Raw genomic sequence first — 16,659 nt, 5'->3', positions numbered from 1 at the left:
GCGTCCCGGCAAGTCAGCTTCCATCTGCAAGTAACAGATGTCCCTTCTAATAAAATATTTCATCAAATTTGTTGGTCTAAATTGCTGCGACCTTATGGTTTTTAGAAACCTGAGCAGTTTGTTTAACTAAGCCATTATACTCACCAAGCAACTTTAGCATTTTAATGTGCTGCCATACTGCTTTTGCAAAACTCTTGTTAACATGGTATGGTAGCCCGAATTCCTTTGTTTTTGTCTGCACAATTTGTGATATATCTCTGTAATGTATGTGACTAATGTAAGGAAACAAATGGTGCTCCACCTGGTAGTTCAGTCCACCAATGAGCCAGGAAAATATCTTGCTTCCCGGCGCATAATTACAAGTTGTGTATAATTGATGTACCGCCCAGTTATTATTAAGTTCGCCGTCCTCGTCGGGAATCGGATATTCCGAAGTAGGAACCACATGAGCGGTTTGAAAAATTGTGCTTAACACCAATCCGCTTGTAAAATGCATCACCAAAAAACCGCAAATTATCCAATACCATGCTACAGGAACTGTCAACAACGGAATTAAGAGGAACACACTGTAATAAATAATCTTCGAGATAGTTACATCAACAAACAACCTGCTGAACTTTCGTTTGCCACCTAATTTCGCTCCTGTATCCTTATATTTTTTTAATCGTTTAAAATCTTTGGCTACAATCCACGAGATTGTCATTAAACTGTAAAAGAACCATGCATAAATGTGCTGATAGCGGTGTATTTTTTTTAACGGACTATGTGGCGAAAACCTCAATATTCCGGGAGGTGCAATATCCTCATCATGTCCTTCTATGTTTGTAAATCCGTGGTGAAGCGTGTTATGCTGGTAACGCCAGTTGGTCGGAAATCCTCCAAGCAGGTACAACGAATTGCCAAAAAAACGGTTCACCTTTTGGTTTTTTGAAAAGGAACCATGATTGGCATCATGCATGGTTCCCATTCCAAGTCCTGACATTCCAAGCCCCATAGTGATCCAGCACAACAGAACCAGGGGAACAGAGCTTATAGCTCCCGAAACCATCAGTATAAACGGGGCAAGATACAATGTGATCATAAAAGCAGATTTTAAATAGATCTTCCGGTTTCCATATGGCTGAATATTGTTTTTACTGAAATATGCGTTTACAGAATTCCGTAATTCAGTTGTAAAATCGAGCCTGTTTTTTGAATATTTAATATTTACCATGTTTCTAATTTTCAATATTATTGTTTATGAATGTTGCGGGAATTTTCTTTGCTGATTTAATATCTACGCCCGACTTGTCTAAGTCCGTAAACGGTTCTGAAATGATAACCGTAAACAGAAAAAGTAATAGCTTCTTCCAGTAGTTTTGGTTTGTTTACGATGGTCCATATCATAAACTTCCAATATTCAAACCTGCCTCTATTTAATAGACCTAAAACAAAAATTGATTTTAAAAACGCCTTGAGCCGTGATAAATCAATATCACTTTTACGTGTTTTTATTGGTTTGTAATTCCGGAATAGTTCCCTGATACGTTTGTAATAAGGCTTCTCTTTATAAATATTATTTATAATGCGATAGTAACCTTCCAGCAATTTCTGTTTATCCATTCTGGGAATAAAATTCATTGTAAAATCGGTATTACTCCCGGTTGCATCAACAGTTAGCCTGTTTTCTTCCTGCATTTGTTTATACAGCTTTGTATTTTTCGGGGCGTTGAGCAAGCCTACCATTGCCGAGACAATTCCGCTTTTCTGAATAAAATCGATTTGTCGCTGAAATACAGAGGATGTATCGCTGTCGAAACCTACAATAAACCCACCGGAAACCTGCAACCCGGCTTTCTGGATTTGTTTTACATTTTCCAGCAGATTCCGGTTTTCATTCTGAACTTTATGGCAGTTTTGCAACGACTCTTCTACCGGGGTCTCAATTCCGATAAAAGTCGAAATGAATCCTGCTTCGCGCATCAAGGTTAGCAACTGATCATCGTCTGCCAGGTTTATTGATGTTTGGGCATTAAAGCTAAACGGATGATTATGCATTTCCATCCATTTGATTATTGAAGGAAGCAACTTCATTTTTATAACTTTCTTGTTCCCAATGAAATTGTCATCAACTACAGAGACCAGTCCTTTCCAATTAAGTTTGTACAATGCTTCCAATTCATTTATTACCTGTTTCGAGCTTTTCATCCTTACTTTGTGTCCGAGCAGGGCAGTAATTTCACAAAAGTCACATGAAAAAGGGCAACCTCTTGAAACCTGGAGACTCATTGAAGCATAGGCTTTCATATTCAGTAAATGAAAATCAGGAACCGGAGAAACCAATAAATCTGCATATTTATCTGTCTGGTAAATTCTTTTTAGCGGGGAACCGTTTTGCAAATCGGATAAAAACAGGGGTAGCGTAATTTCTGCTTCGTTTAAAATGAAATGGTCTATCTGAGGATAATTGTTGTATTCCTGCGTAAACAGAGGGCCACCAGCTATAACTTTTACCGGGTAATCTTTACACGTGGCTAAAATCTCGGTCACCGACTCTTTCTGAACGTACATACTACTTAAAAAAACATAATCCGCCCACTTTATATCATCACTGTTAAGTTCTTCAATATTTAAATCGATCAATTTTTTCTGCCAGTTTTCAGGCAACATCGCCGAAACGGTGATTAATCCCAATGGAGGCACGGCGGCTTTCTTGGAAATAAACTTTAATGCATGCGTAAAACTCCAGTAAGTATCAGGGTATTTCGGATATATCATCAGTACTTTCATAAAATCATTAATTTTTAATGGATTAAAACCTTCTATCTCCCAGATTTCAAGTTTTACACTTTTTATAAAGGCAACTTTTTACAATCCATTTGGTATTTAAACGATCTAAAAATACGGTACGATTTTGCCGAAATAAAATGAAAGGGATTAATACGAAGTTTTTGGGATAGGATCCAATTTGAAAAGACGAGTGCTAAAAATTAATACTGAATGACATTCGCCCCTGAAGCTTACAGTAAGTCCTTTACAGTCATTAAATACTGACGGGACACAGGGATTGTCTCCTGCGAATCGTCCAGTGATAACCAATAGGTATTAAAGTTTTTATTCAGCTTTTTGATGTATTGAATATTGACGATACAGGATCGGTGTGTTCGCACAAAATTGTTGAACTCCTTCAATTGTTTTTCAATATTCTTCAGGGTATTCCGAATCATTTTCTTTTTAAGTTCGCCACCTTCAACAAAACCCACTTCTACATAATTGTCCGCTGATCTTACAAAAACAATCTCCGACACCTGGACTTTAATATTATCCAATTCGTTCTCAGACTCCAACTCAATAAACTTATTTGCATAATTTTCAGAGAATTGTCTCAGCTTATCCTGCATCTCCCTGATTTCTTCGAGTAATCTTTTGTTTTTAATGTGTATTGATGAAAGAGTATTTTTCAAATGTATGGTAACGGGAACACTCAAGCTAATAACTACAACACGTAACACAATATTAAATGTAATATCTGTTTTTCCCACATACCGGGTATAAAAAACAAAAGCAACACTTGTTAAAGCTATCTGCGAAAAGTAATACAGAGAATTCAGCAATGGATTATATTCACCATCTATATTGTTGCGAAGAAGGTGGCGCTGAAAAATAATTTGTATTACTACCTGAATAATGAAAATTATTAAACCATAACCCCCAATGAACAAATTTTTATTTTCTGGTTCGAATTTATGCGAAGAGAAAGGTTGAAAAAACAGAATAAACAGGAAAATAGAAATGCTGACTACCAAATAAATCTTAAAATACTTTTTTGATAAGGTAATAAATTGATTTATGATATTATTTGACATTTCTTTTGTGATTTAAATTAGAATTAACTGTGTACTGAGTGGCATTTTATGAACGCCACTCCATATTTTAACAAATAATTCTGATGCCTTTCCTGTTTTATAGCTCTTCCGAAAACAAAGCAATCTAAAATTAGGGAAATAACTACTCTAAACTCAAGGAATAATCAATTTTTATTGAGATTCTATTTATTCCTTGATTTAATATCATGGAATAAATGGTGACTAACATATCATTATAGTACCCGTTGGCGGAATTAAGAAGCTAAAGTATGCTTGACTCTGCCGATGGGCTGATTAATTACAAATTTGTTTATATACTGTAACACTATGAGTGCTGGTATTTTTTCTAAAACCCTTGTAGATAAGCCGTCTATATCTTTTACATAGTTCAGTTGCATGTAAGTAATCAGCTCTGCAACTTAGAGAGATCCCCATGTGCGTCGCTTCGTATTTTCGCCTTAATTCATCCAGTAGTTTTGTCGTAATACTCTGTCCTCTATATTCTTCTCTAACACAGATGGACAATGGAAATTCTGGAATGACGGGAAACGAGTCGGAACATAAGATAGCCAATTAGTTCAGCTCTATTGTGTGTGATAATTATACATTTTTCCAAGCATGGTCAATAAACCCACCATCAGGCATAAATCCTAAAGTTGGAGAATGTTTCTTCCCAAGAGTTATTACATCTGAAAAAAGTTGATGATGCTGATCTATGTGTTCTATTTTCATGAGCTTAAAAAAATAATAACTAGCTGCTTATTTGCACACAATGTATTTAAAATTTAAATTCCTTGCATATGAACTCTTTAAATTTTACAAACCAGAGCAGTGTTTCATATTTAGCTATTTCAGCAAATATACTGCCTGCCGCACATGGCTTCCCTCTATCACAAGCCTTTTCCTCCTTTTCAGCAATCGTGTAGAAAGTGCTTCTGCCTTGTCCGTGTCTTTCAATATAGCCTTTATCCAGCATTTGTTTTAACAGTTCCCGAGACCTGCTATCCTTTATCCTGAGCAATTCTTCAACCTTCCCGGATTTTATAGAACTATTCTCAAACAGATAATCCAGCACAACTTTTTCCTGTTCATTATAATCCGCCGGTTTCCGCCGAACTTCCCTCAGCAATCAGTCTGAATCGGTCTGAATCGGTTGGGATCGACCGTATAATCTCAACATCAAAGAAATCGTTCTTCTCATCAATTTTAGGAGTTGGCAAACCTTGTTCCTTGCATGCATTGATAATCCGGTTTATTCCACTTCCCCATTGTTCAATCAGACCCAACTCTTTAAAAATAAGGGCAATTACCCGATTCCTCGCTTCACTACGTCCGTTAAAAATATCTTCAATGGTAATGTTGCTGGGTAAACTGCCTAGAGACACGATGTTTACAATATCATTTGTAAACCCCCACTTTAATATCCCGCCCTTGATTCACGTAATCCCTGTGAATTAAGGCATTGACCAAAGTTTCGCGTAAAGCAACCACCGGAATTTCATACGTTTCCTCCCGGTATAGTCCTTTTATTTCTGCTTTCAGGTTAATGTGATTCAATACAAAACTTTGGGTATTTTCAAGGATAGAAAAAATATCGCCTTCATACTCCTTTTTGTCGACAAAAATGTCCATAGTAGTTCCCTTAAACCGGGCATACTTTACCGTGCAATGTGGAAATTTACCAAGCAATATCATCAGTGCATTGGTAGGATAGGTTGTACCGTTTTCTGTTTTAACTAGTTTCAGGTTTCTTAGTTTATCCTCATTTAGCGGGTTACCTATATTTTCAAACCGCTGCAGCAACGGAGAAATATCGAGCTGGTCAAATGCAACCTCATAGCAGATTTCTTCATCAAAACTAGTATGTCGTTTTTGTCGTTCCAGTTCCGCAATCGTATCCAAATCAGCAAGACGATTGGTTGCGCCAATACGAATGTAAGTACCATCTACTTTGCCCTGGCTTTTCAAAAAATAAGGTTTCAAATTGCCTCGTACGATTTCAATCACTAATACCAGTTTGCCTTCAATATTGACGTTGTAAATTTCGGGTATGATCCCAGGGGAACAGTTGTCTACGATAACCGAGACAATTTTATCCTGTATATAAAACAGCTCGTTGTCGTTTATTCCTACAATTTCTCGATTGTCATTTACGCCGATAATCAGTTTACCTCCACTGGTATTCGAGAAGGCAATGACCGTTTTGGCAATATTCTCATTTTTAGGCAGTGCTTTTTTCAATTCGAGCGTTTTGCTTTCGCCTTTTTGTATTTGTTCAATCAGTTTCATAATTCAATACTAACATCAGCCAGTTTGGTTTTGATTCAACAATTTAAATCCAAAGATATCTATAATTCTCAATGGCAGATTCCTACCCTCTACTGAATATCACCTCTATCAAAAGTATAAATTTATAAGTTATCAAATTTTATGATTACACAAGAACAATTAAACAGCATATAAAATCTTTCTGTGATATTGAACTTATACCAAGTTCAATATCGATTTCTTTTTCCATATTTTAAATTTTTTCGTTTATTCCGTTCGACATTCTGTTCGTGACGTTCATTTTTTAATTGGTAGAACAGGGACTTGAGCAATTCCCTTTTGAAATTCTCAGGAAACTGAACTTTTCGATTTAAATTCCCTTCTTGGGCATAGCTCAAAATGTTATCCAAATAAAACCCCGGCCGCTCTTTAAATTCAGATAGTCTAATCGGATAACGAACCGGATTCCCTGCATCATCAGTTACAAAAGTAGCATAGCCTTTTCCCAAAGACCGAACCTCGACATTAAACAACTTCAGGGCCTGATCATACATCTCTTCGGAGGTTATAAACTCCATCCGGTTAAGTTGTCCGAATAACCTTTCCAAATTTTGTTTCAGGTTTTTGCTGGAGCCGGAAAACCGATAGTTCAGTTTTTCTTTGGGTTCATCTTTGGTAAGCTGGTATTTCTGCTCCAATCCTTTGATAAACCGCTGTGCCTTCTCCTTCTCATAATTGTCCCTGATCTTTTTACCGGTTTGTTGGTCAATCCGCGTGGAAACAATATGAAAATGTGTCCGTTCTAAATCTGCATGTTTATAAACAAAGTAGGGCTGGTTTCCATACCCCAGGTGTTCTATCAGATTCCTGATTTCAGTTCGGATGCCGGTATTTCCCAGTTTCACCAAATCTGTAACCGTCGGATTCACAGAAATATGAAGCCCTTTCTGTTTGACCCTTGTATTTCTGTCTTCAATTTCTTTCAGGATATTCCAACGATCCTGTTTGCTCCCGGCAAAAGGGTTGATTGTTGGTGTATTTCCACTCTGAAAGAAAAAAGCCTTCTTCCGCTCCACTTTCTTTTCGTTATAAAACAAAGCATTCTGCGTATTCAGCGATTGATGGATGACAATAACCATAGCTCAACGGAGATGTTTTTGTAAAAATGCCAGGCACCGGGTCATCATTTCAAAAGCTTGTTTTAGTAATTGCCGGTCATTGTCACCAATGTTGTAACCGGCAAACGAATTCATGCGCTTGGACAGTTGGTTAAGATTAACGCCGATCTTATTAAGCTGGTAATCCAACTGCTTTAACTGATAGCCGGTGTTCTCATCCAGAGAGATGATCTTTTTATTCAACCGTCTGAAGATCCGGCTGCGCACAAAATCGCTCATACAGGGATATTTTCCTGACCGGGTCAACGATTTTATCCGCTGCTTTTCTTCGATGCTAACCCGGATGAGCAGCATCTTAACCCGTTTATCGTTTTCAGACGATTTTGTTGGCATTGGTAACTGTAATCTTTGTTTCAGGGGGAGGGGAATTCTTTTCAGTTTTGAAAAAACGACTGGTCCCTGCCGGGCAAGATGAAAAGGCATTTGTATATACAAATGCACATCTTGCATTCCCCTCCCCCGAAGTAGTTTGTTATCCTCAATAGTTGGTTATTAACAGTTCCCTGGTATTTCCTCTACTATTTGACTTTGCTCCGATTGAACGCCTTGCAGTTATTTGCCTGATGGTGTAATTCCGGTAATGCTTTCGAAAGAAATTGTCATCCCCGTTACAGGAATTACTTAACATCCATTTGTTTCCAGCATCCAATGTTTTACAAAATGATGCCAGCCTTGTTTGCTGGGTATCATTAAAACCGGCAGCGCTGTAAGATGTAAAATTTGATGTATTCGAAACAGGTTTGTAAGGCGGGTCAAAATAGACAAATGAACGTCCATGCAGGAAATCAAGAGTACATGTATAGTCTCCTTCAAGAATCGTAACTTTTTGAAGCAATTCACTTAACCGGGCAATTAATTTCCTGTTGCAAATGAGCGGTTTCCTGTATTCTCCGAAAGGCACATTAAATTCATTTTTTTTGTTTACCCGGTACAGGCCGTTAAAACAGGTTTTGTTCAAAAAAATAAACAGGGAAGCCAATTCAACAATAGTTAATTTTCCGGTGTTAAACCTTTCCCTTTTGGCCAGGTACAACAGTCTTTGACTTTTGTGGTCCAGTTCCCAATACTTATACTGGAACTCTTCCAGAAAAGCGACCAGTTCCCGGGGACTTTCTTTTACGGCAATATAAGTTTTTATCAACCTTGAATTGATGTCGTTGATAATGATGTTTTTAATCCGCGGATAGTTCTCCAGGATATAAAATACGACTGCGCCGCCCCCGACAAATGGTTCCGCAAAGGTGTCGAACTGCTCCAGCTGACTTGGGAATACTTTATTTATCTGGGGCAGCAGTTGTGCTTTTCCTCCCGCCCATTTCAAAAAAGGTTTTACATCTGTCTGCATAATCCTGTCCTTTCCGTTTAAGATCCTTTTTGAAATTTTTATCCCACTTTTTGTTTGGCTCCTTTATTTTCCTTTTTTGTCTTTTCCTGTTCCAGTTCCTTTTCCTGTTTGAATCCTGAAAAGTTGATGGTGCGGTTGGCTGCATCTACCTGAAGCGATGCGCCGAATTTTTTCCTGTTCCGGCCTGTCATTTTATCCAGGTAAACCTTTTCTCCTTTCGCCAGCTTTTGTTTTTGTTCTTCTGACAGGTTAGCCCCTTTTATTTTGTCAGGGATTATAATGTTTTTGGTACGGAGCGGGCTGAGTTCATTGGTCTTGTTGTCAATGGCCAGGTAATAAGTGTCTTTTTTCCCGTCTTTCCCGGTTAATTCAACGGTCTTCCCCAGGTTTTTGTCATTCAATAACGCGGCTTTTTCTTCTTTGCTAAACTTATGTCCCATGTATTCGTCCGGGACATACAGCCGCTGTATCGGATGGATTTTTATATCCACTGCTCCGTTATCCTGTTTCTGCAAACGGAGTTTTGCCGGGATACGGAGTTGCTCATCATTCACCGTGGCATTGATGGTATAAAGTTTTTGGGAGCGGTAACCGTTCAGGAAGTCTCTCAGTTCGTTTTCACCCATGTGATCGATAAAATCTTTTTTTACCCCAACTTTTTCCAGTTTGTCAAAGGGGATTTCGTCTTTTTTAATTCGGGTATTTTCTTCCATGTCTTAATTTTTATTGGTTAATGAATATTGCCTATCGGAAGTCTTATGTTGAATTTCTCAGGATGCGGATGATGTCGTTGCAGATTTGATTGCGGTTGTTTTCCAGCACATCGTTGATGTTGTCAAACCGGTAAATAGTAGGAATAGGCTGGTACTTTTTTTCTTCCCGTTCAATTGCTTCCGTATCCACATCTACCAGGCAATTAAAATTGCGCTGGCTCACCTGCTGGTCAAAATTATCGGCCACCTGCCCTACCATCCAGCCTTGCGGAAGCGTGGCAATCTTCCCTTCAGGCACCAGAAAATCCATCTGGGTAGAAAAGGTAGACGACTGGGTATTCCGGTTGATGTTAATGGATTGCCGTTCCTGCAGGATTTTGCCCATCCGGTCCTGGATAAATTTGGCCGTCTCTCCCACTGATTGCCCGGCAAAAACATTCCCGATATTGGTCAGGATAGCGTTGGCCTGCTCTTTCCCATAGTCCCGGATGAGCTGGTCAATGGTCTGGACACCTACCAGTGTAGATATTTTATTACTCCGTGCGGTTGCAATCAATATATCCAGCCCCCTGAAATATATCGTTGGCAGCTCGTCAAAAATCAGCGATGCCTTATGCTGCCCTTTCCGGTTCATGATTTTCAGCATCCGGGTAATAAACAGGGACAGCACGGCCCCATACATTTCAATACGAAGCGGGTTATTGGCCAGGCATAAAACCTTTGGCTGATCAGGATGATTGATGTCCAGCGAAAAATCATTCCCGGAACAGATCCAGTAAATTTCTTTGCTGATGATTTTTGAGATGGCAATCTTCAGGCTGCCCAACTGACCTTCCAGTTGTTCATTCGCGCCCCGTTTATGGGCATTGATAAAAGGATTGACAATATTTTCCACATCTTTTTCCTTTGAAAGGATAGCAAACAAATCATCGTAATCCAGTTGTAACAGTTCAATGGCATGTGGCAGGGTACAATATTCCCCGTTTTGATATTTTTTCAGGAACCAGATTATGGCGGCAAAAAAGGATACGGCCGATTCAGAGAAAAACTCGCCCTGTTTGCGTATCCATTCCCGGTTCAGATTATACAATACGGTCCGAGATGATTCAAACGCATCGATAGGGCTTTCCATCAGCTCCGGCGCCAAAGGGTTGCAGCGGTAAGATTTCCGGATGTCGTCAAAGTTGATCACATAAAACCGGGCCTGCTCCGGCAAAACCTTTTTCTTTTTGGCTTTCAGGAAATAGTTCCAGGCAATCTTTGACAGGTCCGGGTATTTAAAGTCATAGACACACATCGCAAAGCCTTTGGAAAGATGTTGTTTGATAAAAGGCAGTACAACGGAATAGGATTTCCCGGAGCCGGGAGTCCCGATGACCATGGTTCCCCGAAACGGGTTGATGACGTTAATGTAACCGGGATGTGTTTTGTTCTTATATTGGAATTGTGTCGTAAGATTAACGGAGAATTCATTTTCCTTTAAGGTTTGTTCCTGCGGAAAACTTTCGTTTTCCAGGTTGAAACGGTCTTTCATCAGGTTGACATTAATGAGTTTGGAGATGTTGTCAAACCCGATATTCAGGATGACAAACCCGAAAAAGGAAAGCAGCAAATAAACCGCTGCCGATTCAAAAACCAGCAGGCTTCCCCAGTAAAGGGCAGAGCCAACAATTACCTGGATGACAATTTCAGAAACCTTTAAATCGCGGTCTTTTTTCGCCTTAGTGCCGATACAGGTAATCGCCAGAAAAGCCAGGCAAACAGCTTTCGCCAAAACTGTGTCTCCCAGAAAATGGATGCGGGTTATTTTTTCGGTTATCGCTGCAAACTCCGGGATGTACAAGCCTTTCCCGGCAAAGAAATGAATTTGGCTGATATACAAGGTCAGCAATAGCAACAGGTAACTAAAAAATCGGAAACCTTCGTGCAGTTTTCTTAATTCCGGCGATTCGTTCAACATTTCTCAAAAATTGAAAAGTTAGAATGTCCTGGCTTGAAAGATGTCCCTGTTTTTTACCTCAAGGCTAAGTTTCCTTCCCGTATTACCCAATGCTTTTTCGAGCATTTCAATGGTGAGTATCCGCTTGTCGGGGATAGTGAGTTTGGGCAATACAAACACTTCCCTGAGTTTTGTTTTGGCCGGAATGTACCTGATGTTGTAATGCTGGTATTCCGGCTCTACCGGGTATTCCTGGACATTGGTAGCTTTGTACTGCCTTTTATCGCCAATCCACCAGTGAAAACCTTCCACCTCATATCCTAAGTTGGTCTGATTGGTAATTTCCAGTTCAAAAAACAAGGCATCGTTTTTCAGATAAATGTTGCTCAATTGGAATCTTATCCCGTCTTTTTTCTTCTTTCTCTTTTTGATGTGTTTTTGATTTCTGGACAGGATTTGAAAACCTAGCTCCTTAAGTAAGTAGTCAGGGATTCTCCCGGTTGTCAGGTTCCCGTTTTTTTGGAAATGAAAATCTTCCAACTGCCAGGATAGCCTGCCTGTATCGGCATATTTTACGAACAGCGAATAGACTTTATTCGCGCTAACAAGGGTTAATGAGGTTTCGCCTTCAAAGTTTTTCACGGCTTTTACCCGGACCAGGTTCGGATGTTCAGGGACAATCTCAGCCATGATTTTATCGTGGTCACCTACCTGCAGGTAGGTTATTTTTTCATTGCTGATAATGTGGGTTGCTTTATTTTCGCAGACTTCAATACAGTCCTGGGCGTTGCATGCCATTGAAAACAAAAAGAAAACGGAAAGGATAAAAAGTAATCGTTTCATGATGATTAGTTTTGATTGATGAGATAGACAATTGTATTTTTCCGGACCGTTACCTTTTTCAGGCGTACCCGTTTTAAAAGGATCTGCGTGGTGCGGTCGGCAGCGCGTATCCCGGCATAGGTCAGGGGATCGTCCGTCATCCCAAAAAGCGAAGAGGTATTGGTTGAGCCCCCGACTTCCTGCGTTACTTTCCGGGCAACATTGTCCGGGACATAGAGGCCGGGCATCCCGTCCAGATCATAGATGGCAAGTTTTACCGGAAGAAAATCTTCACCGACCGGCATTTGGCTGATTTCGATGTGTAACCGTTCATTCCTGACTTTGCAGATGCCGTATATGAATGTGTTTTCCGGGACTTCCTGACCATTTATCCGGGTAGCTTCCAGCAAACGGAGTTTCACCCGGTTGCCGTCAAGTACCGTGGTAGTTTCATAGATCTCGGCTTTGATAAGCTTGCTTTTTTCTTCATTTCGATTGAACCCAACATTGGTTTTCTTATCAAGTGAAAAACTTGCATTTTGCGCCTTTTCGATTTGTTCCAGCCTGTTTTGGCTTTGTTGCAGGTAAAACTTCAGTGAATCGTTTTGACGGTTCAGTGTCCTGTTCTCGTCAAAAACCTTATCCAGTTCCTCAATACCGGTAACCTGTTTTACCAGGTCCTTTTTGGGTTCAGTATTTTGCCTTTTTGCAGGGAAACCAGAGTGTTGCTTCTGAGGAACCGGCCTGCTCTCTTTCTTTTGTCCCGGTTCTGCCAGTTCTTTTCTTGCCTCCTTTTCTTTTTGTTTGATGTGGGCCAGAAGGTTTTCAGGGAGCTTTTGGTTTTGCTGCGCCAACAGGGATAATCCTTCCTGTGTTGAATCAACCGGAGCCTGTTGTATCTCTATGGAATCTTCTCTGAGTTGTACATTCGCCAATTCATTTTCAGTAGCCCCTTGCCGGTAGGCTTCCATTTTATCCATGATCCCGATGGATTTTTCAGCTTCGGGCAATACATAGTTTGCCCCGTCTGCGGCCTGTGCTTGTTGCTGTTGAACCTGTTCATTGTCTTTCCCTCCGCCCAGCACATAGAAAATAAGGATCAGAAAAGGGATTAATCCCAGGGGCAACAGGAACAGGCCTTTATTTTTTTTCAGATAGTTCTTCATGGATGATACTTTTTAAATGGTTTTCAAAGGAATCTACCGGTAAATCAAAGGCAGACTGAGCGGCTGGTTCCTTGCCTTGGCTTTCTATTCCTGCTTTAGGTGTGATTACTTTTGAAGAACCGGGATTTGCTGACGGGAAAAGCAGAAACGACAGTACAAACAGGATAAAAATCCCGCCTGTCAGGAGTATCCACTTCCTTTTCCTTCGCCGGGGTGTCAGTGATTGATCCCTAGTGTCCAGATTGTTCACCCAGCGGGTAAAGCGGCTGATATCTTTCAGGTTTTGATTTGTATTTTTTGTTTTCATCATGCTGTCTTTTTAAAAGGATTTGCGTCGAATTGTTTCGATGTCATTATTTTCTACGATACGCCAGTTTTCGATCAGGAAACCATGCGGGTTGTTGTCTGTGCGCGAGATATTGCGCAAGAAGCCCGATGTTTCCAGCTTGCGGATCGTGATATTGGATTTTCGTACAATCTTTTGTTTTCCCCGGTAAGTGAACCGGTAGGGATAGGTGGAAAAATCCAGGCTGATGGAATCGGTTTGCAGGGTCATGCTGATATTCGAGGCAATCACCTGGTTATACAGGTTGTTTTCCTTAAATGCTTGGTATTGTTCCATTGCTGAACGGTCAGCCAAATAGAGGGCCTCCCGCACATTGTTTTCGATGTATTCTTTATCCGGTTCGAGCGTAAAAAACAGCTCGTGGAAACGTTTTACCTGGTCCCGGGCTTCGGCAGTGCGGTTTTCAGAGATGTCTTCCCGGAGCGCCACCAACAGGGATTTTCCATTGTCCAGCACATAGATTTTCTGTTTGGACAGCTCTACCATATCCGCTGACAGCGTAAACACATAAATGCTTGTGCTTACCAGCGCCAGGCTGATTATGAGCAGCACATAAACTGTGAAGCGGAATTTTCGTTGAATGTCAAATATCTTTTTCATTTTTTTAGATTCAAGACACAAGAATCAAGAACCAGGACTGTTTTTGACCTCGTATCAACTTTATTACTGTTACTTCATGGCGCCCTTGGTAATGGCCATAACTGCTGCAGTACGCACCAGCCTTCCCCCGCCGGATTTTGTTCCGGATGCCGAGACAATCCAGGATGCAATCTTGGGCGTCATCGCTATGCCCACAATCCCGCATACCGGTACAACCAGGTTGGAGACAAAAAACAGTGAAGGCTGGTAAATCAGCATAGCGTTGATTTGGGCGATTTCCAGATCCAGCACATAGATCAGGATTTCCTGGACGATGGAAAGGATAAGCAAAGCAATGGGCAGGTAGAGGTTGACGTTCACAAACCGGGCGATCCATTGCAGGTAATTGTCCTGAAACCCGTCAAAAATGGACAGGGCAAAAACCAGCGGCCCGAAAATAACCAGCAACACACAAAACAATGTCCTAAGAAAGGCGATCAGGTAAACCAGCACTTCAAAAAGGGATTCCAGTAACTGGCGGACAGCATCCATCAGGTAAAAATTGATCTGGTTCTGGATAGCCCGCCCGCTGATAATGTTGTAGGTCGTCAACAGCAGGTTGACACCTTTGTCCCAAAGGGCTGCCTCCTTTTCTTCATTTTCATAAAACAGGGGCAAATCGGTAGCCAGGATAGCCTGTTGCTTTTCTTCCAGCTTCTCTTTTACCAGGTGCTTTTTATCCACATAGACGGCTTCCGAAAGTTCGGTCAGCCCTTTTGTAGGAGCCAGTAAGAGGTTCACAAACGGCCCCCAGAACGTGATGACTAATACAAGGGCGAAAGGCCTGAGCAGCGGCAGTATGGAAACCGGGTTATCGGCAATCAGTTGCTCGTAGATCCGTTTTGAGATATAAAAGAAAGCGGCTATCCCGCCAACAGCCCTTGCCAAGTCCACCAGCACACGGGCATGGTTCACCCCCTGTAATACCAGGAAGTCGGTAAAATTGAAAAAATCGTTGGTACTTAATACTTGCAGTAACATCATCTCCGGTTTATTGGGTTAAAAATGAATAGCTGGTAATTTCTGCATTGTAATTACTGAAATAGCGGATTTTGGAATATGTATAGTCCACTTCCCCCAGCAGTTTATTCAGGGTGGAGCTGATCTCGGAAAGGGCGTCCAGTTTTTCGCCGTGGCCGGTCTGCAACAGGTTGACCATCAGAAAACGCATCAACTGGCGGTCGGCTTCTTCCTCGAAAATGTTCTTTACTTCTGCAGAATTTGGCAAACCACCTATCCTGTCTATCTTGCCGTATAACCGGATAAAACGTTGCGCCAGGCCGAACAGATCTTCCAACTGGTCTGCCCTTGCGTTGAATAGCTTTTCCCCGATCTGTTTTTGAAGGTCGGTATTGTCTTTTATCTGAACGGTTTCATCATGCCGTCCTTCCATCTGGTGCCGTTCCAGCATTTTGGATGTAATCCTCAATAAGCCGGTTACGGTAGACCCGCCAATTTCCGTGGCATCGGTTACCGGCATGGCGTCCGCCTCAAGGTAATAATGAGTGGGCCAGGTGCGTATAAAAATATGTGGTACGGGTATTAACCAACCCTTGAAAGCGATAAATGTCAACGGGTAGCTTTCCTCCATGTCAGGATAGGTCCCCGTCCATTTTTTAATATCAGCGATTTGACTTTTTACAGATTCCGGGAAACACACTGCTAAAAGCGCAACAGTTACCATAAAGAGTTTTATTTTTTTCATGGTATAGACTATTTATACAGGCTGTAATACATGGCAAAGCTTTCCAGGTCGCCCGATTCGTGGCTTTTCAGGTAGGAAGCGTACATGATTTTGTTGTACAGGTAGCAGATGGTGCCGTAATGCTGTTTTACCCCCAGGTAAATTTCGTTGATGGTGTCATAGCGTTGTTTGTCATCCATCATAAACAGGTTGTCCTGCAGGATCGTGTTCAAAACCGTGTTCACCAACTGTTTGCTATCCTCCAGAACCAAGTCAAAGGATTGGACAATGGCAACGGCCTGTTGCTGGGTGAAATTCCCGTCCTGAACCAGTAACGGGACTTTTTCGGTATAGATGTTTATTACCTTATTCAATATTTCCCGGGTCTCCTGCACCCGTTTATAATCCTTGATCAGGTTGGAAACTTTCTCCAGGCTCTCCAGCATTTTCTCATCAATGCCAAGAATATCCCCGGTGAGCCCTTTGATGTCGCCGTTCAGGGCTTTGATCAGTACATTGTACAGGTTGATTTTCGAAAGGATGCCTTCTTCCTCCACCCAAAGCGCTTCGCGCTGGATTCCTGCCCCTACATCGGTTACAGGCGTTTGGGCTTTTGATTGTGTCAGGCAGGTTCCCGAGAGTATCAGGAAAATCGCCAGAATTTTAATTGTTGTTTTCATTTTTTAGATGATTATTCGTCGTGAGTAATAGATA

Annotated in this window: 18 protein-coding genes; all 18 read right to left on the bottom strand. The window is 41.1% G+C overall.

Going from position 1 to position 16,659, the window contains the following annotated elements; translation table 11 throughout:
- Positions 1-76: 76 nt before the first annotated feature.
- The 18 genes from GM418_RS21190 to GM418_RS21110 all read right to left on the bottom strand — a co-directional run bounded on the left by GM418_RS21190 (position 77) and on the right by GM418_RS21110 (position 16,625).
- Positions 77-1,213, bottom strand: coding sequence for a fatty acid desaturase family protein (locus tag GM418_RS21190; protein ID WP_158869225.1), 1,137 nt, complete (start codon positions 1,211-1,213; stop codon positions 77-79).
- Positions 1,214-1,269: 56 nt separating this feature from the next.
- Positions 1,270-2,769 carry a B12-binding domain-containing radical SAM protein gene (locus GM418_RS21185; RefSeq protein WP_158869224.1) on the bottom strand — a complete coding sequence of 500 codons (1,500 nt, stop codon included), beginning with the start codon at positions 2,767-2,769 and terminating at the stop codon, positions 1,270-1,272.
- A 230-nt stretch (positions 2,770-2,999) separates the two neighbouring features.
- The gene (locus GM418_RS21180) at positions 3,000-3,845 is read right to left on the bottom strand and encodes a LytR/AlgR family response regulator transcription factor (protein ID WP_158869223.1); all 846 of its coding nucleotides are present in this window, start codon (positions 3,843-3,845) and stop codon (positions 3,000-3,002) included.
- Positions 3,846-4,623: 778 nt separating this feature from the next.
- Complete coding sequence (locus GM418_RS21175; RefSeq protein WP_281350175.1) at positions 4,624-4,974, bottom strand: BlaI/MecI/CopY family transcriptional regulator; 351 nt, start codon at positions 4,972-4,974, stop codon at positions 4,624-4,626.
- Positions 4,937-5,230, bottom strand: a complete 294-nt coding sequence (locus GM418_RS31495) for an ATP-binding protein (protein ID WP_217447550.1) — start codon at positions 5,228-5,230, stop codon at positions 4,937-4,939. The genes GM418_RS21175 and GM418_RS31495 overlap by 38 nt, the downstream gene beginning before the upstream one ends.
- A gap of 13 nt (positions 5,231-5,243) precedes the next feature.
- The gene (locus tag GM418_RS21170) at positions 5,244-6,134 is read right to left on the bottom strand and encodes an AlbA family DNA-binding domain-containing protein (protein WP_217447549.1); all 891 of its coding nucleotides are present in this window, start codon (positions 6,132-6,134) and stop codon (positions 5,244-5,246) included.
- Positions 6,135-6,340: 206 nt separating this feature from the next.
- A complete protein-coding gene (locus GM418_RS21165; protein WP_158869221.1) occupies positions 6,341-7,252 on the bottom strand; it encodes a relaxase/mobilization nuclease domain-containing protein in 912 nt (303 codons plus the stop codon).
- A gap of 3 nt (positions 7,253-7,255) precedes the next feature.
- A complete protein-coding gene (locus GM418_RS21160) occupies positions 7,256-7,624 on the bottom strand; it encodes a plasmid mobilization protein (RefSeq protein ID WP_217447548.1) in 369 nt (122 codons plus the stop codon).
- Between the two features lie 145 nt (positions 7,625-7,769).
- Positions 7,770-8,636, bottom strand: coding sequence for a DNA adenine methylase (locus GM418_RS21155; protein WP_158869219.1), 867 nt, complete (start codon positions 8,634-8,636; stop codon positions 7,770-7,772).
- 38 nt (positions 8,637-8,674) lie between these two features.
- Entirely contained in the window at positions 8,675-9,349 is a 675-nt protein-coding gene (locus GM418_RS21150) for a DUF3945 domain-containing protein (protein WP_158869218.1), read from the bottom strand.
- 43 nt (positions 9,350-9,392) lie between these two features.
- The gene (locus tag GM418_RS21145) at positions 9,393-11,309 is read right to left on the bottom strand and encodes a YWFCY domain-containing protein (RefSeq protein WP_158869217.1); all 1,917 of its coding nucleotides are present in this window, start codon (positions 11,307-11,309) and stop codon (positions 9,393-9,395) included.
- Positions 11,310-11,327: 18 nt separating this feature from the next.
- On the bottom strand, positions 11,328-12,131 hold the full coding sequence (gene traN / locus GM418_RS21140) for a conjugative transposon protein TraN (protein WP_158869216.1): 804 nt from the start codon (positions 12,129-12,131) through the stop codon (positions 11,328-11,330).
- Positions 12,132-12,136: 5 nt separating this feature from the next.
- Positions 12,137-13,276, bottom strand: coding sequence for a conjugative transposon protein TraM (gene traM / locus GM418_RS21135; RefSeq protein WP_158869215.1), 1,140 nt, complete (start codon positions 13,274-13,276; stop codon positions 12,137-12,139).
- Positions 13,251-13,586: a YrzE family protein gene (locus GM418_RS21130; protein WP_158869214.1), complete on the bottom strand. Its 336-nt coding sequence runs from the start codon at positions 13,584-13,586 to the stop codon at positions 13,251-13,253. Before GM418_RS21130 ends, traM begins: the two co-directional genes overlap by 26 nt.
- Before the next feature lie 9 nt (positions 13,587-13,595).
- The gene (gene traK / locus GM418_RS21125) at positions 13,596-14,222 is read right to left on the bottom strand and encodes a conjugative transposon protein TraK (protein WP_158869213.1); all 627 of its coding nucleotides are present in this window, start codon (positions 14,220-14,222) and stop codon (positions 13,596-13,598) included.
- Between the two features lie 69 nt (positions 14,223-14,291).
- Positions 14,292-15,245, bottom strand: coding sequence for a TraJ family protein (locus GM418_RS21120; protein ID WP_158869212.1), 954 nt, complete (start codon positions 15,243-15,245; stop codon positions 14,292-14,294).
- A 7-nt stretch (positions 15,246-15,252) separates the two neighbouring features.
- The gene (locus GM418_RS21115; RefSeq protein WP_158869211.1) at positions 15,253-15,966 is read right to left on the bottom strand and encodes a hypothetical protein; all 714 of its coding nucleotides are present in this window, start codon (positions 15,964-15,966) and stop codon (positions 15,253-15,255) included.
- Between the two features lie 8 nt (positions 15,967-15,974).
- Positions 15,975-16,625 (bottom strand): hypothetical protein, encoded by a 651-nt coding sequence (locus GM418_RS21110; RefSeq protein ID WP_158869210.1) that lies wholly within the window; start codon positions 16,623-16,625, stop codon positions 15,975-15,977.
- Between the last annotated feature and the right edge of the window lie 34 nt (positions 16,626-16,659).

The sequence above is a fragment of the Maribellus comscasis genome (genome assembly GCF_009762775.1).
Classification (GTDB): domain Bacteria; phylum Bacteroidota; class Bacteroidia; order Bacteroidales; family Prolixibacteraceae; genus Draconibacterium; species Draconibacterium comscasis.
The sequence above is the reverse complement of the archived record's forward strand: the minus strand, read 5'-3'. Positions and strand labels throughout refer to the sequence as shown.

Coding starts and splice junctions, on each gene's coding strand:
- GM418_RS21180 (WP_158869223.1), bottom strand. CDS start 3,845: ATGTCAAATAATATCATAAATCAATTTATTACCTTATCAAAAAAGTAT.
- GM418_RS21165 (WP_158869221.1), bottom strand. CDS start 7,252: ATGGTTATTGTCATCCATCAATCGCTGAATACGCAGAATGCTTTGTTT.
- GM418_RS21120 (WP_158869212.1), bottom strand. CDS start 15,245: ATGATGTTACTGCAAGTATTAAGTACCAACGATTTTTTCAATTTTACC.
- GM418_RS21170 (WP_217447549.1), bottom strand. CDS start 6,134: ATGAAACTGATTGAACAAATACAAAAAGGCGAAAGCAAAACGCTCGAA.
- GM418_RS21110 (WP_158869210.1), bottom strand. CDS start 16,625: ATGAAAACAACAATTAAAATTCTGGCGATTTTCCTGATACTCTCGGGA.
- traM (WP_158869215.1), bottom strand. CDS start 13,276: ATGAAGAACTATCTGAAAAAAAATAAAGGCCTGTTCCTGTTGCCCCTG.
- GM418_RS21160 (WP_217447548.1), bottom strand. CDS start 7,624: ATGCCAACAAAATCGTCTGAAAACGATAAACGGGTTAAGATGCTGCTC.
- GM418_RS21150 (WP_158869218.1), bottom strand. CDS start 9,349: ATGGAAGAAAATACCCGAATTAAAAAAGACGAAATCCCCTTTGACAAA.
- GM418_RS21190 (WP_158869225.1), bottom strand. CDS start 1,213: ATGGTAAATATTAAATATTCAAAAAACAGGCTCGATTTTACAACTGAA.
- traN (WP_158869216.1), bottom strand. CDS start 12,131: ATGAAACGATTACTTTTTATCCTTTCCGTTTTCTTTTTGTTTTCAATG.
- GM418_RS21185 (WP_158869224.1), bottom strand. CDS start 2,769: ATGAAAGTACTGATGATATATCCGAAATACCCTGATACTTACTGGAGT.
- GM418_RS21155 (WP_158869219.1), bottom strand. CDS start 8,636: ATGCAGACAGATGTAAAACCTTTTTTGAAATGGGCGGGAGGAAAAGCA.
- GM418_RS21115 (WP_158869211.1), bottom strand. CDS start 15,966: ATGAAAAAAATAAAACTCTTTATGGTAACTGTTGCGCTTTTAGCAGTG.
- GM418_RS21145 (WP_158869217.1), bottom strand. CDS start 11,309: ATGTTGAACGAATCGCCGGAATTAAGAAAACTGCACGAAGGTTTCCGA.
- GM418_RS21130 (WP_158869214.1), bottom strand. CDS start 13,586: ATGATGAAAACAAAAAATACAAATCAAAACCTGAAAGATATCAGCCGC.
- traK (WP_158869213.1), bottom strand. CDS start 14,222: ATGAAAAAGATATTTGACATTCAACGAAAATTCCGCTTCACAGTTTAT.